General features: G+C 70.1%; 20 protein-coding genes. 11 read left to right on the top strand and 9 right to left on the bottom strand.

Annotated features, from left to right (window positions below; translation table 11 throughout):
* Positions 1-10: 10 nt before the first annotated feature.
* The 3 genes from xylB to OG709_RS33705 all read right to left on the bottom strand — a co-directional run bounded on the left by xylB (position 11) and on the right by OG709_RS33705 (position 6,070).
* Positions 11-1,465 carry a xylulokinase gene (xylB, locus tag OG709_RS33695; RefSeq protein WP_329168858.1) on the bottom strand — a complete coding sequence of 485 codons (1,455 nt, stop codon included), beginning with the start codon at positions 1,463-1,465 and terminating at the stop codon, positions 11-13.
* Between the two features lie 448 nt (positions 1,466-1,913).
* Positions 1,914-3,185 carry an SWIM zinc finger family protein gene (locus tag OG709_RS33700; protein WP_329168859.1) on the bottom strand — a complete coding sequence of 424 codons (1,272 nt, stop codon included), beginning with the start codon at positions 3,183-3,185 and terminating at the stop codon, positions 1,914-1,916.
* Positions 3,182-6,070, bottom strand: a complete 2,889-nt coding sequence (locus OG709_RS33705) for a DEAD/DEAH box helicase (protein ID WP_329168861.1) — start codon at positions 6,068-6,070, stop codon at positions 3,182-3,184. The genes OG709_RS33700 and OG709_RS33705 overlap by 4 nt, the downstream gene beginning before the upstream one ends.
* 247 nt (positions 6,071-6,317) lie before the next feature.
* Between OG709_RS33705 and OG709_RS33710 the strand changes: the two genes are divergently transcribed.
* On the top strand, positions 6,318-7,370 hold the full coding sequence (locus OG709_RS33710) for a fatty acid desaturase family protein (protein WP_250301566.1): 1,053 nt from the start codon (positions 6,318-6,320) through the stop codon (positions 7,368-7,370).
* A gap of 68 nt (positions 7,371-7,438) precedes the next feature.
* Positions 7,439-7,621: a hypothetical protein gene (locus OG709_RS33715; RefSeq protein ID WP_250301565.1), complete on the top strand. Its 183-nt coding sequence runs from the start codon at positions 7,439-7,441 to the stop codon at positions 7,619-7,621.
* A 128-nt stretch (positions 7,622-7,749) separates the two neighbouring features.
* Here OG709_RS33715 and OG709_RS33720 read toward each other — a convergent pair whose 3' ends face one another.
* Both OG709_RS33720 and OG709_RS33725 read right to left on the bottom strand, forming a co-directional pair.
* Complete coding sequence (locus tag OG709_RS33720; protein ID WP_329168863.1) at positions 7,750-8,577, bottom strand: hypothetical protein; 828 nt, start codon at positions 8,575-8,577, stop codon at positions 7,750-7,752.
* A 65-nt stretch (positions 8,578-8,642) separates the two neighbouring features.
* Positions 8,643-9,245: a class I SAM-dependent methyltransferase gene (locus OG709_RS33725; protein ID WP_266645443.1), complete on the bottom strand. Its 603-nt coding sequence runs from the start codon at positions 9,243-9,245 to the stop codon at positions 8,643-8,645.
* A gap of 137 nt (positions 9,246-9,382) precedes the next feature.
* Here OG709_RS33725 and OG709_RS33730 point away from each other — a divergent pair, with 137 nt between their 5' ends.
* The gene (locus OG709_RS33730) at positions 9,383-9,913 is read left to right on the top strand and encodes a DUF4383 domain-containing protein (protein WP_374211278.1); all 531 of its coding nucleotides are present in this window, start codon (positions 9,383-9,385) and stop codon (positions 9,911-9,913) included.
* Between the two features lie 9 nt (positions 9,914-9,922).
* Here the strand turns inward: OG709_RS33730 and OG709_RS33735 are convergent, their stop codons facing one another.
* Positions 9,923-11,560: a molybdopterin-dependent oxidoreductase gene (locus OG709_RS33735; RefSeq protein ID WP_266645441.1), complete on the bottom strand. Its 1,638-nt coding sequence runs from the start codon at positions 11,558-11,560 to the stop codon at positions 9,923-9,925.
* Positions 11,561-11,618: 58 nt separating this feature from the next.
* Positions 11,619-12,047, bottom strand: a complete 429-nt coding sequence (locus tag OG709_RS33740; RefSeq protein WP_250301560.1) for a PPOX class F420-dependent oxidoreductase — start codon at positions 12,045-12,047, stop codon at positions 11,619-11,621.
* 140 nt (positions 12,048-12,187) lie between these two features.
* On the opposite strand from OG709_RS33740, the gene OG709_RS33745 reads away from it, so the two are divergent.
* The 8 genes from OG709_RS33745 to OG709_RS33780 all read left to right on the top strand — a co-directional run bounded on the left by OG709_RS33745 (position 12,188) and on the right by OG709_RS33780 (position 19,866).
* On the top strand, positions 12,188-12,601 hold the full coding sequence (locus tag OG709_RS33745) for a roadblock/LC7 domain-containing protein (RefSeq protein WP_250301559.1): 414 nt from the start codon (positions 12,188-12,190) through the stop codon (positions 12,599-12,601).
* A gap of 120 nt (positions 12,602-12,721) precedes the next feature.
* On the top strand, positions 12,722-13,762 hold the full coding sequence (locus OG709_RS33750; RefSeq protein ID WP_329168865.1) for a DUF6397 family protein: 1,041 nt from the start codon (positions 12,722-12,724) through the stop codon (positions 13,760-13,762).
* Between the two features lie 31 nt (positions 13,763-13,793).
* The gene (locus tag OG709_RS33755; protein WP_329168866.1) at positions 13,794-14,534 is read left to right on the top strand and encodes a Clp protease N-terminal domain-containing protein; all 741 of its coding nucleotides are present in this window, start codon (positions 13,794-13,796) and stop codon (positions 14,532-14,534) included.
* Between the two features lie 113 nt (positions 14,535-14,647).
* The gene (locus OG709_RS33760; RefSeq protein WP_329168869.1) at positions 14,648-15,856 is read left to right on the top strand and encodes a hypothetical protein; all 1,209 of its coding nucleotides are present in this window, start codon (positions 14,648-14,650) and stop codon (positions 15,854-15,856) included.
* A 159-nt stretch (positions 15,857-16,015) separates the two neighbouring features.
* Positions 16,016-16,366, top strand: coding sequence for a nuclear transport factor 2 family protein (locus tag OG709_RS33765; protein ID WP_329168871.1), 351 nt, complete (start codon positions 16,016-16,018; stop codon positions 16,364-16,366).
* A 28-nt stretch (positions 16,367-16,394) separates the two neighbouring features.
* A complete protein-coding gene (locus OG709_RS33770) occupies positions 16,395-16,901 on the top strand; it encodes a DinB family protein (protein WP_250301554.1) in 507 nt (168 codons plus the stop codon).
* 319 nt (positions 16,902-17,220) lie between these two features.
* Complete coding sequence (asnB, locus tag OG709_RS33775; RefSeq protein ID WP_266645433.1) at positions 17,221-19,062, top strand: asparagine synthase (glutamine-hydrolyzing); 1,842 nt, start codon at positions 17,221-17,223, stop codon at positions 19,060-19,062.
* Positions 19,063-19,326: 264 nt separating this feature from the next.
* Positions 19,327-19,866, top strand: a complete 540-nt coding sequence (locus OG709_RS33780; RefSeq protein ID WP_250301552.1) for an ATP-binding protein — start codon at positions 19,327-19,329, stop codon at positions 19,864-19,866.
* A gap of 136 nt (positions 19,867-20,002) precedes the next feature.
* On the opposite strand, the gene OG709_RS33785 is transcribed toward OG709_RS33780, so the two are convergent.
* A complete protein-coding gene (locus OG709_RS33785) occupies positions 20,003-20,455 on the bottom strand; it encodes an SRPBCC family protein (RefSeq protein ID WP_250301766.1) in 453 nt (150 codons plus the stop codon).
* Between the two features lie 228 nt (positions 20,456-20,683).
* Positions 20,684-21,673, bottom strand: coding sequence for a PRC and DUF2382 domain-containing protein (locus OG709_RS33790; RefSeq protein ID WP_326693507.1), 990 nt, complete (start codon positions 21,671-21,673; stop codon positions 20,684-20,686).
* Between the last annotated feature and the right edge of the window lie 216 nt (positions 21,674-21,889).

The following is a 21,889-nucleotide window of genomic DNA, read 5'->3' on the forward strand; positions in this document are numbered from 1 at the left end:
ATCTCCCTTGTCAGGAGGGTGAGTTGAGTGATTCCTGGCGTAGCAGTGGGCCGGCCTCCGAGAGGGTGGACCCGATCCGGTGCAGAGCTGCCTCGTCCACCGCGAGCGGGGCGAACACGGGCCCGCGCGCGGTGTCCCACCGGCGTGCGACCTCGGCCGGATCCTCGCCGAGCAGCAGACCGGCGGCCTGCGCCGCCGCGCCCAGCGCGACCAGCTCCTTCGCGTCGGGCACCCGGACGGACCGGCCCGACAGCCGCCGTACGGTCTCCCGCCACGCCGTGCCCTGCGCGCCGCCGCCTATCAGCAGCAGCGCTGCGGCAGGGTCGGCGTCCGCGTCGAGTACCTGGTCCAGCGCGGCCAGTAGGGCGAAGACCGCGCCGTCGTAGGCCGCCTGGAGCAGCTGACCGCCCGTGGTGTCGTGGCGCAGCCCGTACAACAGGCCTGCCGCACGCGGCAGATGAGGCGTGCGCTCGCCGTCCAGGAAGGGCAGCACCACCGGGCTGCCGCCCGCCTCGACCGCTTCCCGGTCCAGCTGGAGCAGTGCGGCGATCCGGTCGACGGCCAGGGTGCAGTTGAGTGTGCAGGCGAGCGGCAGCCAGTCGCCGCGCGCGTCGGCGAAGCCGGACACCGTGCCCGAGGGGTCGACGGGCCGTCGCCGGGAGACCGCGTACACCGTGCCCGAGGTGCCGAGGCTGAGTACCGGCTGTCCGGGGCGCAGCCCCAGCCCGAGCGCCGCGGCTGCGTTGTCACCGGTCCCGGGGGCCACCAGGGTGCCCGGAGCGAGCGGGAGGCCGGTCAGCCGGCGTACGCTGCCCGCGGGTTCCGTGGGGCGTACGACGGTCGGCAGCAGGGCGGGGGAGAGGCGGGCCAGCGAGAGGATCTCCTCGTCGTACGCCTCCGTCGCCGTGGCCCACCAGCCGGTGCCCGACGCGTCGCCGCGATCGGTCGTCCCGTGCCCGGTGAGCCGTTCGGTGAGGTAGTCGTGCGGCAGGCGGACCGCTGCGGCGGCGCGGGCCGCCTCCGGCTCGTTCTCCAGCAGCCAGGCCCACTTGGTGACGGTCGTGGCCGGTCCCGGCAGCCCCCCGGTCCGCTCGGCCCAGGTGTCCGGGCCGCCGAGCTCTTCGATGAGGCGCTCGCTCTGCGGCGCGGAGCGGACGTCGTTCCACAGCAGCGCGGGGCGGACCGGACGGCCTTGTCCGTCGAGTGTGACGAGTCCGTGCTGCTGCCCGCCGATCGCGACGGCGGCGGCCCGGCCGACAGCGGGTCCGCACTGCTGGAGCGCGGACATGAGCGCCTGCCACCACTGCTCGGGATCACTCTCCCGCGCGCCGCCGGACCCCGAGACGGAGTGCGGCGCCTGCCCGCTCGCGACGACCTGCCCGGTCCCGGAGTCGACGACCAGCACCTTGGTGGACTGGGTGGAGGAGTCCACGCCGACGACAAGGGGGCCTTCGGGTGCTGCCATCGGTCGTTCTCCGCTCTGAGGGCCGTTCGCGCGGGCGCTGCTACGGGGGGCATCGTGATGCCTCTGGATACTAATTTGTTCACAGCCGTGACGAAACAGTCGTGGGAGCCCGTCGACGCCGACGCCCCCGAGCCGTCGAACAGAACGGCGGCGCCTCCCGGGAGGAACGGGAGACGCCGCCGTCATCTCCTGTACGGAGATCGAGGATGGTCAGCAGTGGTGGGGCACGTTGCTCTTTGTCGTTGTCCTCGAGTCGATCCCCCCGAACCGGCTTGGATAACGTTGCCGCAGGTCAGATGTGTGATCAATCGCCCGCGCGGGTGGGTGCGCGGAACTGTGTTCGAGGCGCGTGCGGACCAGCCCCCCGCGCCCCGGCGTCCGCCGCTCTGCCCCCGGCGTGTTCACCGGGGACCGGAGCCGCACCTGTCCGGCCTTCGCGGTCCCACCCCTACGCGTCGGCCACCGCGGCCAGCGCCGCCGCCGGGTCGTGATCGGCCGGTCCCGCGGGCGTCCATCGTCCGCGCTCCTTGCGGTACGGCCACCAGCGGCCGTCCTGCCCGTAGCGGAGCTGCGCATCGGTCCCCACCACCGTCCAGCGGTTGCCGTCGGCCCGGAGCCTCGGGCGCGAACCCCCCTCCCAGGCGTGGTCGAGCTGGGCGAGGGCCCGCGTCAGCTCTGTGGGTCCGGGGGCCCACCGCTCCTCCAGCACCGACAGCGCTGTCGAACCGCCGCAGCGCCAGGCCCGAACGGCGAGAGCCAGTTCGGCGCGCTCCCGCCCCGAGCCCGTGGCGAGGCGGGCTGTGATCCGTATGTCCGACGTGCCGGCAGCCATCCGTACAGCGTCCTGCCGCGAAGTCAACTCGCCCTCGACGGGCTGGTGTTCGTGCTCCGGTGCCAGGGCGTCGGCCAGCAGGGCCGCCGCGCGTGCGGCTGCGTCCGCCGCCAGGAACTCCAGGGCGTCGGGGTCGATCCCCGGGGCCGGGCCCGACTCCGTGTCGAGGGACGGTGGCTGTCCGGGCTCGTCGGGCACCGGCGGCGGAGAGGGCAGCGGAGGCAGCGTGTCCCAGGCGGCGAACGCCTCGTCGGCCCGCACGCCCTCGGGCGCGCGCGGCTCCTCGTGCGCCCCGCCGTCCGCCGGCTGCGCCGCACGGGCGACGCTCCGCACCTGCAACTCGTCGAGCAGCTCGCGCTCGTCCTTGCCGCGCATCAGCAGCAGTACGAACGGATCCTGGTCCAGAAGCCGTGCCAGCTGATAGCAGAGCGCCGCCGTGTGCGAGCAGTGGTCCCAGGCCTCACAGGAACACTCCGGCTCCAGATCGCCGATGCCGGGCAGAAGTTCCACCCCGGCCGCCGCCGCGTCCTCCACCAGATGGGGCGGCATCTCCCGGTCCAGCAGCGCCGCGATGTGGCCCGCGCTGTCGACCGCCATGTCCAGGAAGCGGTCCCACTCCTGCTCCGTCAGCTGTTGCAACAGCACATCACTGCGGTACGGAGTGGAGTCGGAGCCCCGTACGACAGCGGTGATCCGGCCGGGCCGTACGGACACCGCTCCGACCGCGCCCTCGCGCGCGTATCTGCGGCCCTTCTTCAGCTGCGCGCCGTCGAGCGCCGTCTCCTCAAGGGCCTTCAGCCAGGCGTGGCCCCACCAGGTCTGCGCGAACCCCCGGCCACCTGCGGGCGCCAGGGCGGCGAAGGTGCGCCCGGGTGTGTCCGTACTCATCGTCGGCTCCCTCGCAGCTCGACCAGGTCCGCCAGCTCGGCGTCGGTCAGTTCGGTCAGTGCGGCCTCGCCCGAGCCGAGCACCGCATCCGCCAGTTCGCGTTTGCGATGGAGCATGGCGGCGATCCGGTCCTCGACGGTGCCCTCGGCGATCAGCCGGTGCACCTGGACCGGCTGGGTCTGCCCGATCCGGTACGCCCGGTCGGTGGCCTGCGCTTCGACGGCCGGGTTCCACCAGCGGTCGAAGTGCACCACATGCCCCGCACGGGTGAGGTTGAGCCCGGTACCCGCAGCCTTCAACGACAGCAGGAACACCGGCACTTCACCGTCCTGGAAGCGGTCCACCATCTCCTGACGGCGCGGGATCGGCGTGCCTCCGTGCAGGAACAGGGTGGGCACCCCACGAGCCGCCAGATGCTGCTCGATCAGCCGCGCCATCTGCACGTACTGCGTGAAGACCAGCACGCCCGCGCCTTCGGCGAGGATCGTGTCGAGCAGCTCGTCCAGCAGCTCCAGCTTGCCCGAACGCCCCTCGATCCGGGGCTCGTTCTCCTTGAGGTACTGCGCGGGATGGTTGCAGATCTGCTTCAGCGCCGTCAGCAGTTTCACCACGAGGCCGCGGCGGGCGAAGCCGTCGGTGCCCGAGATCTCCGCGAGGGTCTCCCGTACCACCGCCTCGTACAGGCCGGTCTGTTCCCTGGTGAGCGAGACCGCCAGATCGGTCTCGGTCTTCGGCGGCAGCTCGGGCGCGATGCCCGGATCGGACTTGCGCCGCCGTAGCAGGAAGGGGGCGACCAGCCGGGACAGCCGCTCGGCCGCCCCGGGGTCCTTGCCGCCTTCGACGGCCTGGGCGTACCGGGTACGGAAACTGCCCAGCTTGCCCAGCAGTCCCGGGGTGGTCCAGTCCAGGATCGCCCACAGCTCGGAGAGGTTGTTCTCCACCGGAGTGCCGGTGAGCGCCACGCGTGCACGAGCGCCGATGGTCCGCAGCTGCCGGGCCGTGGCGGAGTACGGGTTCTTGACGTGCTGCGCTTCGTCGGCGACGACGAGCCCCCACCCCACGTCGGCCAGCTTCGCGGTGTCCAGCCGCATGGTGCCGTACGTGGTGAGGACGAACTCGCCGTCCTCAAGGGCCTCCAGGCTCCGTGCGGAACCGTGGAAGCGGCGTACGGCGGTACCCGGCGCGAACTTCTCGATCTCGCGCTGCCAGTTGCCCATCAGGGAGGCAGGGCAGACCACCAGGGTGGGGCCCGCGGAAGCCTCGTCGCTCTGGCGGTGCAGATGCAGTGCGATCAAGGTGACGGTCTTGCCGAGGCCCATGTCGTCGGCGAGGCAGGCACCGAGGCCGAGCGACGTCATCCGGTGCAGCCAGTTCAGCCCGCGCACCTGGTAGTCGCGCAGGACCGCGGCCAGCGCGGCGGGCTGAGGGATCGTCAGCTGTCCGGTGTCCTCCCGGCCCTCGGGGTCGGCGAGCCGGTCGCGCAACCGGGCCAGCCAGCCCGTCGCGGTGACCTCCACCCGCGCGCCGTCGACTTCGGCCGTACCGGTCAGCGCGGCCCCCAGCGCGTCGATCGCAGTGACCTTGCGGTCCTGGGTACCGCGAGCGCGCCGGGCCTCTTCGGGGTCGATCAGCACCCACTGGTCGCGCAGCCGCACCACGGGCCTGCTCGCCTCGGCGACGAGGTCCAGCTCGGCACGGCTCAGCTGCTGACCGCCCAGCGCGAACCGCCAGTTGAAGGCGAGCAGCGCGTCGGCCGACAGCAGAGGGGGCAGGTCCGACGTGGAGCGCTGTGCGGCGTCGGGCGCGGCGGAGTCCTCGCCCGGCGGACTGTCGGCCGGGCCGATGACGGCGCGCGCGGTGAGCTTGCGCGACAGCTCCCTGGGCCAGTGCACCTGCACGCCTCCGGCGGCGAGCGCCCGAGCGGCCTCACCGAGCAGCTCGGTGACTTCCTCGTCGGCGAGTTCGACCGTGTCGGGCACGGCGGCCGACAGCAGAGGGGCGAGGGGCGTCCAGGCGCGCGCGGCCCGGCGCAGTGCGAGCAGGGCGTCCATCCGGGCCCGTGGGGCGAATCCGGTCGCGGTACCCGACCAGACGTCCGCGGCATCGGCCATCAGGGACGGGTCGCTGACGCTGTGCATCTGCAACACCGCCCGGAAGGCGGGCCCCACAGCCCCCTCGCCACCTGACGCGGTGAGGCCCGACACCTCCACCCGCAGGGAGATGCGTACGCCCGCGTCCTGGCCTGCCGCGACATCGGCCGCCCAGGCCTGCTGTTCGGGCAGGTACTGCGGTGCGGCGGTGGCGAAGGCGGCGCCGCCCGCGGCGAAGGGAGCGGCGGGTGTGCGTGGCAGTGCGTCGGCCACGGCATCGAGGAAGGCGCGTACCAACTCCTCGGGCGCGGGCAGGCGTACGGGCTCCTCCTCGGGGTCCAGCGGCACCGCGTGGGCGGTCGGCGGCATGGCGGCGGCGAGTTCCCGGACGCGCCGCAGGTCATCGGCGTCGAGGGGGCCGGCCCGCCATGCGTCGTGGCCGGTGGCGCTCAGTCCGGGCAGCAGCCGCCCACGGGCGGCGAGTTGGAGCGCGAGCACGGCGGCCGAGCCCCAGAAGGCGACAGCCGGTGAGGAGTGTCCGGCAGCGCGACCCCGGGTGAGAACGGGCAGGGCTTCCTGTACGGTCAGCACCATCGTTCGTACGGAGTACGGGCGTGTGTCGCCGCCGACGACGAGCAGTTCCTCCATGGAGCCGGGGCTCGTGGGCGGCTCGTTGCTATCGGGGTGCCAGAAGGCGACCCGTCCGGTACGGGCAGGGTCCGCAGGCAGGAAGACCGCGGAGCAGCGGGACAGTTGGGCGATCTCGGAGAGCGTTGCCGTGGGGAGTCCGTGCACAGCGATAGCGCATTCCTCAAATTTGACTACTGTGGGCCGGGATCGCCGAGGGTACCTCACCAGAGGTGCTGCCGGTGACGCCGCCACCGTGCGGCACGTCCCTCCCCGGTTCACGGTGCAGGCAGCCCACCCCTGCGACGGGGGGCTGGCACCCCTGCTGTGCCGGGTGGTGACGCCATGGTCCCCGGAGTCTCGAAACCATACGTTTCATGAGGTCAGCGCATGGGCCAACAGACCGGAGACCGACATGCCAGAGACCGCCTCGATGCTCGCCGAGCCCGAGCAGAAGACGGGCAGTGACTTCGCCCCCCTGTTGAGGACGGTGAAGGCACATGGACTCCTGGCGCGCCGTACCGGCTGGTACGTCCTCAGCATGAGTACCAATCTGCTGGCGCTCGCCGCGACGGTCGCCGGCATGGTCCTCGTCGGGGACTCGTGGTGGACGCTCCTGCTCGCGCTCCCGCTGGCGGTCTTCTGGTCGCGCACCGCCTTCTTCGGGCACGACGCCGGACACGCGCAGATCTCCGGCGACCGCCGGGTGAGCCGGGCGGTCGGGCTCTTCCACAGCAATCTGCTGCTCGGTATGAGTTACGGCTGGTGGAACGACAAGCACAACCGCCATCACGCCAACCCCAACCACGTGGACAAGGATCCCGACGTCGGTGTCGGTGTCATGGTGTGGACGCAGAAGCAGGCGGCGGACCGCGAGGGCTTCTCCCGCTGGCTCACCCGCAACCAGGCACAGCTCTTCTTCCCGCTGCTGCTGCTCGAAGGCATAGCTCTGAAGATCTACGGATTCCAGACCGTGCTCTCGAAGGACGAGTGCCGCCAGCCCACCCGCGAGCGGGTCGTCGAGGGACTTCTGCTGCTCACCCATCTCGCCGCGTACGCCGCGCTGCTACTGACGGTGATGTCACCCGGCAAGGCGGTCGTCTTCGCCCTGGCGCACCACGCGCTGTTCGGGCTGCACCTCGGCATGACCTTCGCACCGAACCACAAGGGCATGGAGATGCCCGACCCGGACGGCGACCGCTGGGGACACCTGCAGCGTCAGGTGCTGACCTCGCGCAACGTACGCGGGGGAGTCCTCACCGACTGGTTCCTCGGCGGGCTGAACTACCAGATCGAGCACCATCTCTTCCCGAGCATGCCGCGACCGCATCTCCGGCTCGCCCAGTCGCTGGTGAGCGAGCACTGCCGCTCGCTGGGAATTCCGTACGCGCAGACGTCGCTGACCGATTCGTACCGGCAGGCTCTGACCCACATGTACGAGGTCGGCGCACCGTTGCGCTCCGCGTAGCGGAACTGTTGGGAGCTCCTGTGCGTTTCATGTACAGAGAGCGGCATTGGCCGCTGAGGAGGCGTGCGATGTCCAAACCCGCAATGATCGCTGTCGGTGGTGTGGTCCTCGGCGTCATTCTGATCCCACTGATCGGATTCCTGCCTGCACTGCTGGTCCTGGTCGGGGTGCCTGTGGCGGCGTATCTGCTGCTCGACCCGAGCCAGCGCAGGCGGCTGCGCAGGATCACCCGCAAGGAGATAGGCCGCTGACCGGTCGGCTCGCCCGGCCGCGTCGGCCGCGTCGGTGAATGCCGGAAGCGCAGCCGACGCGGAAGGGCGGAGTGCGGCCCGGACAGACAGTTTCTGGTCGCGTGGCTGTCGAAGCGGCACGGTCCCCGTCAGGCGGGCCGTGCCGCCATTTCGTCCAGCGCCGCGAGCAGACCGGGCAGCTCGGGCCCGCGCCCGACCGGCACCACGTCGCCGGGGCGGTCGTCGAGGAGAACGAAGGCGATGTCGTCGGTCCTGGCGACCAGGGACCAGCCGGGGCCGTCGGCCCGCAGCGTGCGCGCCCCGCCCGGTGCGAAGGCCGACCGGATACGTCCCAGCGGCGGCGGGGAGTCCACATAGCCGTGCAACTCCTCGATGACCCGCCGGGCCGGGCCCGACGGACTGCCCCCGGAACCCTCCGCGGCGACGAACGAGATCCCGTCGCCGATCTGCGCCCGCCAGTCCGCCCACCGCAGGGCGATCTCGTCGGCCCCGAGCCGTCGTTGGGCGGGCCCCCAGGTGTCGGCGCCGGGCGGGGCGAGCGGCGGGCGGCTGCCCTCCGCCAGTCCTGCGGGGTCGTGCGGTGGGGGCACATCCGGCGCGGCGACCGCGACGTCGAGGGGCCAGCCGGGTAGGGAAACGACGATGGACCGGTCGTCCGGCGAGAGGCCGTACTCCATACCGCAGTCCCAGGACGCGATGGCCACCGCGACCAGCGGCACGTCGTCGATCACCACGGTCCAGCGTGCACCGAGTCCGTCCTGCCCCAGTACCAGCCCGTATCCGCCCGGATGCGGATCGAGACCGAGTGACCCGCACGCCGCCGGGAAGTCGTCGCCGAGCACACCCGGAAACTGCGCTGGTGTCAGCAGTACCGCGGTCAGCACATACAGTGCGTCCTCGTCGGCAGCGCCCTTCCCGGTCACGGCGGCCTCCTGGTCGATCAGTCGTCGGCGCACCTTAACCAGTGGGTAACCCCGCCGTCGAGAGGAGCGGACGAACCGGCTCCGCCCGGCAGATGCGTTCAGCCCTGGTGCACAGCCACCGCGAGGAACCGGCCGGGTTCGTCGCTGTACGAGGTCAACTGCCAGCCCGCGGAGGCGAGCAGCGGACGCAGCATCGACTCCGCGCGCAGGTCGTTCGCGCCGAGCTGCCGCCCCTGCCGGGCCGCGAGGGCGGCCCTGCCGATCGGGTGGAAGAGCGCCAATAGGCCTCCAGGCCGGACAACTCGCGCCAACTCGCGCAGATTTGCCTCCGGCCGCGGCAGATGGGCGATCAGCCCGGCGGCGAACACGGCATCCAGCGCCTGTGTGAGCAGCGGAAGTTGTGCGACGTCTGCGAGCAGGAGCTGTGCCTCGCGCTGCCGTCCCGCACGTGCGGCGGACGCCAGCATCTCGGGGGTCAGGTCGGCCCCGATGACGAGACCGGCCGGCCCCACGGCCTCGCGCAGTGCGGGCAGGGCCCTTCCGGTACCGCAGCCCGCGTCGAGGACGGCGTCACCGGGGCGCAGCCCCAGTGCGGCGACAGCAGTGGCGAAGGCGGGCGCGTCGTCGGGGAAGCGTGCGTCCCAGCCGGCAGCCCGCACGCCGAAGAACTGCTGGACATGTGTGTGGTGGTCATCGGCCATGGAGCGATGATCCCGCAGCCGGTGCCTGGGCGTCCCCTCTCTTCAGTCTCTCTTCAGTACGTGGTTTCGCTTACCATAAAGAGCAGCAAATGGGGCATGTTGGCCCTTCGTTTTTCCTGAACGGCCGATCGGGTGGGATGCCTCCGGAGCGGAGGAGGAACGAGATGGCTACGAGCCATGCAGTGCGCGCGCCCCGACGCCACTTCGTGCTGGACGAGCATCTGCCCGTCGACCACAAACTCAGCCGTGTCTACCGTTTCGGCGCCGGACTCATGGGTCTGGTCCTGGTGGCCTTCGGCATACTGGGCCTGATCGACAAGATCGGCTTCTTCAACACCGGCGGCGACATGGTGGCCGGCCTCAACACCAACGGAGCGCTCAGTGTCCTGTCGATCGTGATCGGGGGACTGCTGCTCGTGGGCGCCGCCATCGGCGGGAACGTCGCATCGATGATGAACATGGTGATCGGCGTGGCCTTCATCGTCAGCGGCTTCGTCAACCTCGCCCTGATCGGTACCCGTTTCAACTTCCTGGCCTTCCACATGCAGAACGTCCTGTTCAGCTTTGTCGTCGGCCTTCTGCTGATGACGTTCGGCATGTACGGGCGGGTGTCCGGCGGCCTTCCTCACGACAACCCGTACTGGCGCGCCCGGCACGCGCAACGCTGACGCGCCCGGTCATTCCACTGTCACCACCACCGAGTGCCAGCCGGTCGCGCCGTTCGGGATGGTGCCGACGCGTTTGCCGGTCTGGGTCGCGCCCGTACGGTCGGTCGCGCGGACGGTCAGTGTGTGGGTTCCGGACGAAGTGGGCTTCCAGGGGAAGGACCACTGGCGCCAGGTGTCCGTGGTGTCCTGAGCGGCCAGATGGGCCTTGCTCCAGGGTCCGTCGTCGATGCGTACCTCGACGCGTTCGATGCCACGGTGCTGTGCCCAGGCGACTCCGGCGATCATGACGGTGGTGCCCGCCTTGAGGCGGGCGAAGGACTTGGGCGTGTCGATCCGTGACTCCGTCTTGATGGGTGCCTGCTTGGACCAGCCGTGGTTCACCCAGTAGGGGTTGTAGGCGTCGAACGTGGTGAGTTCGATGTCCTGGATCCACTTGCACGCGGAGACATATCCGTACAGGCCGGGGACGACCATCCGGACCGGGAAGCCGTGCGCGAAGGGGAGCGGCTCACCGTTCATGCCGAGGGCGAGCATCGCGTCGCGGCCGTCCATCAGGTCCTCGACCGGACTCCCGATCGTCATTCCGTCCACGGAGCGGGCCACCAGCTGGTTCGCCGGGCCGCCCCGGGAAGGCGGCTTCACACCCGCCTCCTTGAGGACATCGGCCAGCCTGACACCGATCCAGCGGGCGTTGCCCACGTACGGCCCGCCGACCTCGTTCGACACACAGGTCAGAGTGATCGTCCGCTCGATCAGGTCCCGGTGCAGGAGGTCCCTGAAGTCGAGCGTGAGCGGGCGGGTGACGCCCTTGCCGTGAATGCGCAGCTTCCAGCTGTTCGCATCGACCTTGGGCACGACCAGTGCGGTGTCGACCCGGTAGAACGTGGAGTCGGGAGTGATGAAGGAACTGACGCCCGGGACCCGGACCTGGGCTCCCTTCGGCACGGGAGCCGCCGGGGACGTCGGCCTGGGCAGCCGTACGGCGTTCCGTGACGCGACGGCGTTGTTCCCCTTGGCGTCGTTGAGCGCCCTGCCCAGGATCCCGGCGCCGGTGGACGCGGCGGCTGCGGCGGTCGCCGCGACGACGAAGCCCCGGCGGTCCCAGCCGGCCTCCGAGGGCGCCGGGTGCCCGGACCTCCGGAAGGGGAAGGCCGAGGTGAGCCGTCCGGCGAGCCAGTACAGCAGCAGGGCCCCGGCCACCGCGCCGACCACCGAGGGCACCGCGTCCACCAGACCGGTCGAGTCGGGGCGGGTGGTCGCTGCGGAGGCCCCGACGACACCGAACACCAGCACGCCGCTCGCGCCGACCCGGCGGTTGTACAGCGCCAGGAGTCCGAGGAGCGCGGCGATGACGGCAAGAACGGCGAGGATGCCGAGCTGGAGCACCAGCTTGTCGTTGGTGCCGAAATGGCGGATCGCCCAGTCCTTCAGCCCCGGGGGAGTGCGGTCGATGGCTGCGGCGCCCACCGCGACGATCGGCTCCGACTCGGGGCGGACCGCCGCCGACACCAGTTCCGCGACGGCGAGCGCCGCGTAGCCGGCGAGCAGCCCGGAGAGCGCTGCCAGTGGCAGGCGGATCCACTTGCTGGGTGTTTTCGTCACGCTCTGGTCTTCGGAACCGATGGCCCGCCGGATTGGTTTCCTCATGCGGATGAGTGATCCCAGGGGCATTCGGCCCAGCGGCGAGGGGCCGGCGGGCCGGTCCTCAATCCGCTACCCGGGCTTGGGCGAGGACCTTCTCGATCGTCACGCGGACGAGGAGCTCGCCCGGTACGCCGTTGCGGGCGGCGAACTCCGCGGCGCGCTCCGCGCCCATGTACCGGGCTCCGATGCGACCGGCCCAGAGACCCACCTCGTCCAGGTCCTCACTCAGCGTCGCGCGCCCCTGGATCACCACGAACGCGAACGGCGGCCGGTCGTCGTCCACACACAGCGCGACGCGTCCGTCGCGTGCGAGGTTGTGCCCCTTGACTGTTCCCCTGCCCGTGTTGAACACGAGGTCCGCGCCGTCGAGGACGAACCAGACAGGCGCGATGTGCGGGCTGCCGTCCGCCCGTACGGTCGACAGCTTGGCCGTGCGCGTGGACTCCGAGACGAACGCACGCCACTGGTCTTCACTCATCTGCTGTGCCATGGCGACATCATCGGCCGTCCTGGACGGCATCGCGAACCGAACGCTCCGGGAATGTGTCTTCTTGCCCGGAGCGCGGCAGTGGTGAAGGCTGGCCGTCATACATGGACACGGGGAACGAATTGAACGGGGAGGGGCGGGACATGGCGCTGAGCAAGGGACTTGACTGGCTTCTGGACGACCTGACGAACCGGGTCGATCACGTGCGGTACGCACTGGTGCTGTCCAACGACGGGCTGGTGACCGGAGCGAGCAAGGAGCTCGCCCAGGAGGACGCGGAACATCTCGCAGCTGTTGCTTCAGGCATGCACAGCCTCGCCAAGGGGTCGGGGCGGCATTTCCGGACCGGCAGAGTCCGGCAGACGATGGTCGAATTCGACGAAGGAGTCCTTTTCGTCACGGCGGCGGGTGAAGGAAGTTGCCTCTGCATTCTGGGCACCGCCGACGCGGACATCGGACAGATCGCATACGAGATGACTCTGCTCGTCAACCGGGTCGGCGAGCACCTCGCTGTTGCTGCCCGGCAGCCCGACGACACCCCCACCGCGCGTTGGTGAGAAGCGGCTGACCTGCGCTGTTCGCCCGGTCCGGAGAGTTGTCCACAGGCCGGGCGGGCAGCGGCTCCCCTGAGTTACGGTGATTACAGAGAGTATTCGTACCTCATGGGGGAGGGCTTCATGTCGGTAACCGAAGCGGATCGTGGTGCCGTGACCGCGGCGCTCGCCACATCGGTCGCGTCATTGACTTTCGGTCACGCGGCTCAGCAACTCGGGCTGAGGCGGGGCGAGTTCGATCTGGCCGTGCAGCTCGGGCATATCCGGTCCACGCCGGGCGTGGGCGGGGGGCGGCGCCGCGTCACGCGTGACGAGATCGGCCGGCTCCAGTTGCTCAAGGGGTTCCCCGATGCACTGCGGGAGCGGGTGAGGACGGTGGGTACGGCCGATGCGGCCGGGCTCATCGGTGTCGGCCCGGCCCGCTTCACCAGGCTGGCCAGGGCGGGCTGCTTCACGCCGGTCAGGTTCTGGCTGAACCGCTACCGCGCGGTGGTCTGGATGTATCTCGCCGAAGAAGTAAGGGAGTTCGCGGCCCGCGAGCCGGAACTGCTCACGGGCCGTACCCCGGAGGTGCTGCGGGAAAGGCTTGCCGCTGGGGAGGACTGGCGAGCGCGCAACTGGCGTGGGCGCCGTCTGGGGCTGTTGCTGCGACTGGCCGAGGATCCTTGGGCTCGGGCGGCGGTGGCAGCCGGTGCCCTCGATCCGGTGCAGCTCGCCGAGGTGGTGGATGATCCGTGCGAGCGCGCGTACCTGAGCAGGCTCCGGCCGCCGGAGCCCGTTCGGGAGCTGCCGGACTCTCCGGTGGCGCGGGAGGTGGTGGAGCGGCTGCTGTCGGCGGACGACCCGGACGAGATCTTGTGGCATCGCGGGAGCCTGATTCTCGCGCTGGACGAAGCCCGCGCGGACCGGCCGGCTCCCCGTCCGGAGGGGAGTGGTCGTGGAACGGCGGCGATGCCTCGATCCGCCGAGGAAGGGCGGGCGAGGGGCCTCCCGGCGAGATGTGGCCCCGGGCCCCGGAACGGCCGCCGACCCGGTGCGTCGCACCGTGGCCTGACGGGCAGGCCCGAAGCCCGCGGCGGGCGGCGTCCGTCCCTGTTGGATGATCACCACTTCCCGTCACCACTTCCCGCTTCGACACCGGAATCAGTGACAACCCCAGGTTGACACCCGCCTACTGTCAACCTAAGGTTGACACATGGTGAATCCAACTCCCATGGCGAATCCGGTCCGGCTCGACGACCTGATCGAGGCCATCAAGAAGGCTCACTCCGACGCACTGGAACAGCTGACCGACGCAGTCATCGCCGCCGACCACCTGGGCGATGTGGCCGACCACCTGATCGGCCACTTCGTGGATCAGGCGAGGCGCTCGGGCGCCTCCTGGACGGACATCGGCAAGAGCATGGGTGTGACCAGGCAGGCGGCTCAGAAGCGGTTCGTCCCCAAGGCGGGCGGCGAGGCGCCACCTCTCGACCTCAGCCAGGGGTTCGGCCGATTCACGGACCGGGCGAAGAACGTCGTGATGGCGGCGCAGAACGAGGCCCGAGCGGCCGGCCACGCCGAAATCGGTCCGGCGCATCTGGTGCTGGGGCTCCTGACCCAGCCGGAGGCCCTCGGTGCCCAGGCGATCGTGGCGCAGGGCGTGCGGTTGGACGACCTGCGCCAGGCCGTGACCGCCACTCTGCCGCCTGCGGTCGACGAGGTGCCCGATCTCGTTCCTTACGACGCGGGCGCGCGGAAGGTGCTGGAGCTGACCTTCCGGGAAGCCTTGCGGCTCGGGCACAACTTCATCGGTACCGAGCACGTCCTGCTCGCGCTCCTCGAATTCGAGGACGGTAACGGGGTGCTCGCCGATACGGGTGTCGACAAGGCCGCCACCGAGGTTCAGGTGGCCAGCTGGCTGGCGTCCTTGGCGGTCGCCCACGAGAAGAAGTGAGTCGGCTCCGTGAGCCGTTCCCGGAGCCGCTCCGGGTTTATGAACCACCCGTCCGTAAACCGGAGCCAAAGCCTGCGGTTCTGATGTCGCCTCCCACCGGCTACGGTTCTGGTGTGGTGATCAACGGGGACGACAGGACACCGGGAACCGCGCTGCTGCTCGCAGCCGCTCCGGAGGGCAAAGGCCGTCTGACAGACGCGACATCGGTGCTGGCGACGCTCGCCGTGGTGCCCCCGAGCGTGCTCACCGGCACCGAGGTCGCGACCGTCGTCGAACTAGCGGATCCGAGGGAGCCGCAGACCGTGCTGACCAGGGTGCGCGCCGTCGCGGCGACCCCCGGCCCGCTTTTCCTGTACATCGCGGGACAACTGCAACTCGACCGTAAACAACGCCTGATTCACCTGGCGCTCGCCCGTACGACGCCGACGACCGTGCGTTACACCGGCCTGCCGTGGCACTGGCTGGCGACCGAACTCGGAATCCGGCCGCCGGGCAGCACGACGGTGGTCGTGGACCTGGTGGCCGACGCCGAAGCCTGGCAGCAGCTCACCGGTGGCGGTATCGGTCTGGGCCCCGGGGTCCGGATGTACGGGCGTGTCGCGCCGCCGCCCGGACGCCGTACGACCGGCGCCCCCGGCTATCTGAAGGCCATGGCCGAGATCTGGCGCAGCGGGGCCCGACCGCCGATGGACCAACTCCACGAACTGGCCGTGGCACAGAGCGGATCCGAAGGCGCCCTGCTGTTCGGCCCGGCACCGGGCGCCCCGTCGGCCCCCGCGTTCGGTGTGGAGCAGCCGAGCGCACGAGCGGCCGTCCCGCCGCAGGTCAGCAGGGACGCCGCCGCAGGGGCGCCACCGCCCACCGCCGTAGCTGCCACGCCCGATCCGCACCCGGCGATCCTCTCGGCGGCCCACGCGGGTCGGCACACCGAGGCCGCCGCCGCAGCCGCCGCCTGGGAGAGCGAGGCGCTGCGCACATACGGACCGGGCTCCGGGCAGGCACTCCACTGGCTGGAGGTGCGGGCCGACCTCGCCCACCTCGCCCAGGACGCCGCCCGCAGCTGTGAGTTGTGGATGATGGCCGCCGGTGCGCGTCTCTCCGGTGGACAGGCCGAGAACGACCCCGAGGTCGAGGCGGCCGTGGACCGGGCGCACCACGAATGGGGCCAGATAACGGAGGCGGGGCGGGCCCATGAGCTCGCCGCGGACCTCGTCGAGCTGCGCCGCCGGGTTCCCGGACGTCAGCGTGGGGCCCTTCAGCTGCTGGAGAGCCGCCTGGAGCAGCTGCAGATCCGCAGCACCGGGGCCTCCCGGCAGAAGTAGAAAACACCTGCGGGCCCGACTCATGGGGGAACACGTACCTTCTCGGGGCCGGGTTTCGTACAACCAGAAGACCCGAATCCGTACGCCCAGAATCCGTACGCCCAGAATCCGTACGCCCCGAATCGGTATGACCCGAATCCGTGCGACGAGGGAGTCACCATGTCACAGCAGCCGAATGCAGATGTCGTGCGCAAGTGCCTGGAGAGCTATATCGCTCAGGACCGCGCAGCGGCCGAGAAGCTGATCGCGGAGAGTTTCGTCTTCACCAGCCCGCAGGACGACCGCATCGACAGGGCGGCGTTCTTCGAGCGTTGTTTCCCCACGGCGGACCGTCTGCGGTGGCAGGAGATCCGCACGGTCGTACCCGCCGGTGGCGACGGCGTCTTCATCATGTACGAATACGAGCTCAAGACCGGCGAACGCCATCGCAACGTGGAGTTGAGCACGGTACGGGACGGGCAACTCGTCGAGACACAGGTCTTCTTCGGGGGGCGCGTCCCGAAGTCCTGAAGTGTTGCCCCCCGAAGGGATTCCGAAAGTGACGACCGAACGAACAGGGCCGCCTCTCATCGCGGGGGAGCGGGAGATGCTGCGCGCTTTTCTCGACTTCCACCGCGCGACTCTGGCGATGAAGTGCGACGGTCTCACCGACGACGAGCTGCGCCTCAAGTCGATGCCGCCGTCGGCGCTTTCACTTCTCGGCCTCGTGAGGCACATGGCCGAGGTGGAGCGCACCTGGTTCCGCCGGGTGGTGAACGGCGAGGACATTCCCCTCGTGTGGTCGGACGACGAGGACTTCCAGGTGGCGTACGACGCGACCGGGTCCACCCGTGCCGAGGCGTTCGGCGCCTGGCAGTCGGAGGTGGAGCACGCCCGGCGCATCGAGCGGGACGCCGAGTCGCTCGATGTGACGGCGCACAACGCCAGATGGGCCGAGGACGTCTCCCTGCGGCTGGTCATGCTGCACATGATTCACGAGTACGCCCGGCACAACGGTCACGCCGACTTCCTCCGCGAAGGGGTCGACGGGACGGTCGGGGCCTGATCCCGCGGGATTGAGGAAGTCTTTGCCCGTGGCTTGAACATGCCCTTCCGTCGTGCGGACGTACGGCCACCCGCCGGGAACAACACGGATTCCGCTTCCGGCCGGTGCCGCCGTCGGTTGCCCCGGACGGCTGAAATGCCCGGGTAGCCGACGGCAGCCGTGTTAACGGCGCGTTGACTGCATGCAGTCGTGTGACACACGCTCGTCACATAGGTGCTGATTACAACTGACCCGGTCCGGGGCACCTCTCACTCGTGGATCCGCTGCTCATCGCGGGGGTCCGGTGCTCCGGCCCGGGATCGGAAGCAGGAGGAATCACATGTGTGGCATCACCGGCTGGGTCTCCTTCGACCGCGATCTGCGCGCCGAGTCCGGGACGTTGGACGCGATGACGGAGACGATGTCCTGCCGTGGCCCGGACGACCGCGGCACCTGGATCAGCGGCCCGGCGGGCCTCGGACACCGCCGCCTGGCCATTATCGACCTGCCGGGCGGACTTCAGCCGATGACCGTGGAGACACCGCAGGGCGACGTCGCGATCGTCTACTCGGGAGAGGCGTACAACTTCACCGAGCTGCGCCGTGAACTCACCGGACGCGGCCATCGGTTCACCACCGAATCCGACACGGAGGTCGTACTCCACGGCTATCTGGAGTGGGGCGAAGGTGTCGCGGAACGGCTCAACGGCATGTACGCCTTCGCCGTCTGGGACAGCCGTCACCAGAAGCTCGTGATGATCCGCGACCGTATGGGCATCAAGCCGTTCTACTACTACCCGACCCCGGACGGAGTGCTGTTCGGCTCCGAGCCGAAGGCGATACTCGCCAACCCGCTGGCGCGGGCCAAGGTCGGACTCGACGGTATGCGTGAGCTCTTCGCCATGGTCAAGACTCCTGGTCACGGCTTCTGGGAGGGCATGCACGAGGTCGAACCGGGCACCGTGGTGACCGTTGACCACGGCGGCCTGCGCCGCCATGTGTACTGGTCCCTGGAGACCCGGCCGCACACCGACGACAAGGACGCGTCGATCGCCAAGGTGCGTGAACTCCTCGACGACATCGTCCGCCGTCAGCTCGTGTCCGACGTGCCGCGCTGCACGCTGCTCTCCGGCGGTCTCGACTCCTCCGCGATGACCGCCATCGCGGCCCGCCAGCTCGCCGAGACCGGCGAGACGGTCCGCAGTTTCGCCGTCGACTTCGTCGGACAGGCGGAGAACTTCGTCGCCGACGAACTGCGTGGCACCCCCGACACCCCCTTCGTCCACGATGTGGCACGTGCTTCCCGTACGGACCACAGCGACATCGTGCTCGACTCGAACGCGCTGGCCGACCCGGATGTGCGCTCCCACATGATCCGGGCCCGCGACATGCCTATGGGCTTCGGCGACATGGACGCCTCCCTGTACCTGCTCTTCCGCGCCATCCGGGAGCAGTCGACCGTCGCACTCTCGGGGGAGTCGGCCGACGAAGTCTTCGGCGGTTACCTCCAGTTCTTCGACGAAGAGGCCAGGAACGCCGACATGTTCCCCTGGCTGGTGCGCTTCGCCCAGCACTTCGGGGACGACGCCGGTGTGCTGCGCCCGGATGTGACAGCCGCGCTCGACCTTCCGTCGTTCATCCGTGAGAGCTACGCGGGTGCGGTGTCGGGCATCGAACGGCTCGGCGGCGAGAGCGACTTCGAGTACCGGATGCGCAAGATCTGCCATCTGCACCTCACCCGGTTCGTACGGATCCTGCTCGACCGCAAGGACCGGGCGAGCATGGCGGTCGGCCTGGAGGTCCGGGTTCCGTTCTGTGACCACCGCCTGGTGGAGTACGTGTACAACGCCCCCTGGTCCCTCAAGTCCTTCGACGGCAGGGAGAAGAGCCTGCTGCGGGAGGCGACGGCGGACGTCCTGCCGAAGTCGGTCTACGACCGGGTGAAGAGCCCGTACCCCTCCACCCAGGACCCCAAGTACGCCATCGCTCTCCAGGAGCATGCCAAGGAACTGCTGTCCAACCCGTCCCACCGGGTCTTCGAGCTCGTCGACGCGGAGCGGGTACGCCGCGCCGCGGGCCGCGAGGTCCCGCAGATCACCCAGGCGTCCCGGCGAGGTCTGGAGCGGACTCTCGATCTCGCGCTCTGGCTCGACCTGTACAACCCGGAGCTGACGCTCTCCTGAGCCGCACCTGTGGGCGGCCGGGTCGAATGGCCGCCCACAGATGGCGCTCCAGCGCTGTTCCCGGTTGATCCGGTCCTCGTGGGGGAGGTGAAAGACCCAGGTCAGGGCGGTGTGGTGGCTGCGCGTTGCGAATTCACCCGGATGGGGTGACCCTGGTGGAAGTCAGAGTGTGTTCATCCCATTACTTTCGGTGTCCTCGGGGCTGTCATGTCAGACGAGGTGAGGTCGGCCCATCGCCGCTCACCCTGATGAGGAGACGCAGTCGTGATCACTGAAGCACCTCGCGAGTACGTACTGGACCTGGAAGCAACACCCGCCCGGGTGCCGCAGGTCCGGCGTATCGTCGCAGCGCATCTTCGCCACTGGCAGCTCGAAGAGCTGATCCAGCCGGTCAGTCTGGGCGTGTGTGAACTGCTCACCAACGTCCATCGGCACGCGGGTGAGGACAAGCACTGCACCCTGGAACTGCGCTGGACCGGCCGGAACCTGACCGCTGCCGTGCTGGACGCCAGCCCGCAGCTGCCGCAGCTGCGCTGCGCCAGCCCGCTGGTCACACTCGGCACGGGGCTGCCGATGGTCGCCACCCTCAGCGACAGCTGGGGCACGCACGCCACCGAGGACGGCAAGGTCGTGTGGTTCACGGTCCGTACCGAAGCGGCCGTCGGGCATCCCTGTGGCCCCCGTACGCCCACCCCGGCCGTCTCCGCGGCGGCGCTCCAGAGTCTGACGGCCGACAGCCCCGAGCTGCCGCAACGGCGGGTCGAGGACGTGCGGTTCGCGGAGCTCGTGGACACCACCTCCTAGCCGGTCGACGGCCTCCGTGGTGCTCACCGCACCGCGGGGGCCGTGCTGATTCCCACCGTGCCCTGCGTAGGCAGTTCAGCCGCGCAGGGCACGTGTGGTGCCGGGCGGCCCGTTCACGACGGCCCTGGAGGGTGGATCACCCCTCGGCGGCGTCCTGTTCGCGGAGCAGCCCGGCCACCGCACGGCCGAAGAGCAACCGGCCCGACCACGCGGTGAGCCCGTCGAACATCCTCGGCAGCCCGGCGATACGGAGTTCCTCGCGCCACACGACCCGGCACCCGGTATCCGTGGGAATCACCTCGATCTCGGCCCGGCCCAGCACGACCCTGCCGCGCTTCTCCAGACGGCAGACCCCCGCGCGGCCGGGGACCGGCGGCTCCCAGCGCACCACCTCCATCGGATCGTCGAACCCGACCCGGCCCAGTCCGGTACGCGCCACGAATCCGGTCCCGGTTCCGGCCGGACCCGGGGTGACGACTCTGATCCTGGTCAGCGGTACATGTGCCGCGTGCAGCTCCCACCGGGTGAGCCTGTGCCAGGCCTCGTCCGGGGACAGCGCACTGAACCGTTCGATGCGGAAGCCGGTCACGCGCGGGCCCGGGGCGGGCCGGAACTGGGGCATGGGCGCAGTCACTCCGTGGTCGTTCGAGCTCGATGGGCCCGCCCCACGCCAGGTGTACTGCCGGGTGAGGAGGCGGGGTCACAGCCAACCGCACGACGGAGGGTGGTGCGGCTCCGCAGGGGAGCCGCACCACCCTCCGTCGTGCGGGGCCGACCGTGCCGCCGGGGCCGGTCCGGAACGCGTCGGGCCGACGGCTCAGTGGCCGGTGCCCTTCATGTCGCCGTGTTCCTGCGTGCCCTGACCGTCGTCGTACTGGATCTGCTCCTTGCGGACCTCCGCGGAGACTTCCTTCTGCTCCGTGACCTTCTCCGTCTCCATCCGGACCCGTTCGACGGCCACGGCCTCCTTGCGGATGACCGGCCGTTCCGCGTGCAGGATCACTTCGGATTCGGCCTCACCGATGCGAGCCCGTTCGGCGGCGGTGCGGTCGCTTTCCTTGATCGGTTCACGCACCACATGGACCTCTTCGTGGCTGACCGGGACGGTGGTCGTCACGTTCTCCGTGACCACCACCTTGCGCAGCCGCGCCCGCCCCGACACATGCTCTTCGGTGGCGACCCGCAGCTGTTCCTCGGAGCGGATGAGCTCCTCGTTGGCGCCGGCCTTCTCCATGTCGGCGTCCGCGCCCGCGCGCGCGCTCATCGCGGCTGCGCTGCTCTGGCCGCCTCGCGCGCCGGTGGTGGTGCTGGTGGGGGAGTTGAGCCCGCCGTACATGCCGCCGGCGCTCTGGGCCGGCTTCGCCGCACGGGTGTCCGTGCCCTCGGTGGCCTTCGCCGTCCCGCGAGTGCCCGCGGTGTCCGCGGCCTCCCCGTGCATGGGGCTGGTGGCCCGCTTGTTGCTCACGCCCGCGACGCCGCCGGCCACTCCCGGATGGGTGAGCCCGTAGTGCTCGTACAGCTCCTGCTCCTGGGCGAGATCGAGGTGCTGCTCGGCGTCCAGGCGCGGGGCGCCCTTGACGAGTTCCTTCGCGTGGGGGATGTGCAGGGCGTTCTCCTCACGCCGGGCACCTTCGAGGGGGATGAAGGTTTCCTTGGTGCCGAACAGGCCGGTCTTCACGGTCGCCCACTCGGGACGACCGCTCTGGTCGTCGAGGTAGACCTGCTCGACGCCGCCGATCTTGTCCCCGGTGATGTCGTAGACCATCAGGCCGGTCAGTTCATCGGGGCTGCGGAAGTCGGCTGCCATCTGTGATCACTCCCTTGTACGTGGTCCGGCAGAGGCTCGGACGGCCCCGCCCGCGGATGCACGCGTTCTTCCATCGGGTCCTCATTTCCGCCTCCCGGCAACCACGAACGGGCCTGTACGACTGCCGCCGGGGGCGGGAGGCGCGGTTGGCGCACTCTCGGGCCCCTCTTGCGAAGATGGCGCCGCGTTAGGCCATCCGAGTGAAACGCGGAGGGT

The organism is Streptomyces sp. NBC_01267 (assembly GCF_036241575.1).
Taxonomy (GTDB): domain Bacteria; phylum Actinomycetota; class Actinomycetes; order Streptomycetales; family Streptomycetaceae; genus Streptomyces.

Coding starts and splice junctions, on each gene's coding strand:
- xylB (WP_329168858.1), bottom strand. CDS start 1,465: ATGGCAGCACCCGAAGGCCCCCTTGTCGTCGGCGTGGACTCCTCCACC.
- OG709_RS33700 (WP_329168859.1), bottom strand. CDS start 3,185: ATGAGTACGGACACACCCGGGCGCACCTTCGCCGCCCTGGCGCCCGCA.
- OG709_RS33710 (WP_250301566.1), top strand. CDS start 6,318: ATGCCAGAGACCGCCTCGATGCTCGCCGAGCCCGAGCAGAAGACGGGC.
- OG709_RS33715 (WP_250301565.1), top strand. CDS start 7,439: ATGTCCAAACCCGCAATGATCGCTGTCGGTGGTGTGGTCCTCGGCGTC.
- OG709_RS33725 (WP_266645443.1), bottom strand. CDS start 9,245: ATGGCCGATGACCACCACACACATGTCCAGCAGTTCTTCGGCGTGCGG.
- OG709_RS33730 (WP_374211278.1), top strand. CDS start 9,383: ATGCCTCCGGAGCGGAGGAGGAACGAGATGGCTACGAGCCATGCAGTG.
- OG709_RS33735 (WP_266645441.1), bottom strand. CDS start 11,560: ATGAGGAAACCAATCCGGCGGGCCATCGGTTCCGAAGACCAGAGCGTG.
- OG709_RS33740 (WP_250301560.1), bottom strand. CDS start 12,047: ATGGCACAGCAGATGAGTGAAGACCAGTGGCGTGCGTTCGTCTCGGAG.
- OG709_RS33745 (WP_250301559.1), top strand. CDS start 12,188: ATGGCGCTGAGCAAGGGACTTGACTGGCTTCTGGACGACCTGACGAAC.
- OG709_RS33750 (WP_329168865.1), top strand. CDS start 12,722: ATGTCGGTAACCGAAGCGGATCGTGGTGCCGTGACCGCGGCGCTCGCC.
- OG709_RS33755 (WP_329168866.1), top strand. CDS start 13,794: ATGGTGAATCCAACTCCCATGGCGAATCCGGTCCGGCTCGACGACCTG.
- OG709_RS33765 (WP_329168871.1), top strand. CDS start 16,016: ATGTCACAGCAGCCGAATGCAGATGTCGTGCGCAAGTGCCTGGAGAGC.
- asnB (WP_266645433.1), top strand. CDS start 17,221: ATGTGTGGCATCACCGGCTGGGTCTCCTTCGACCGCGATCTGCGCGCC.
- OG709_RS33790 (WP_326693507.1), bottom strand. CDS start 21,673: ATGGCAGCCGACTTCCGCAGCCCCGATGAACTGACCGGCCTGATGGTC.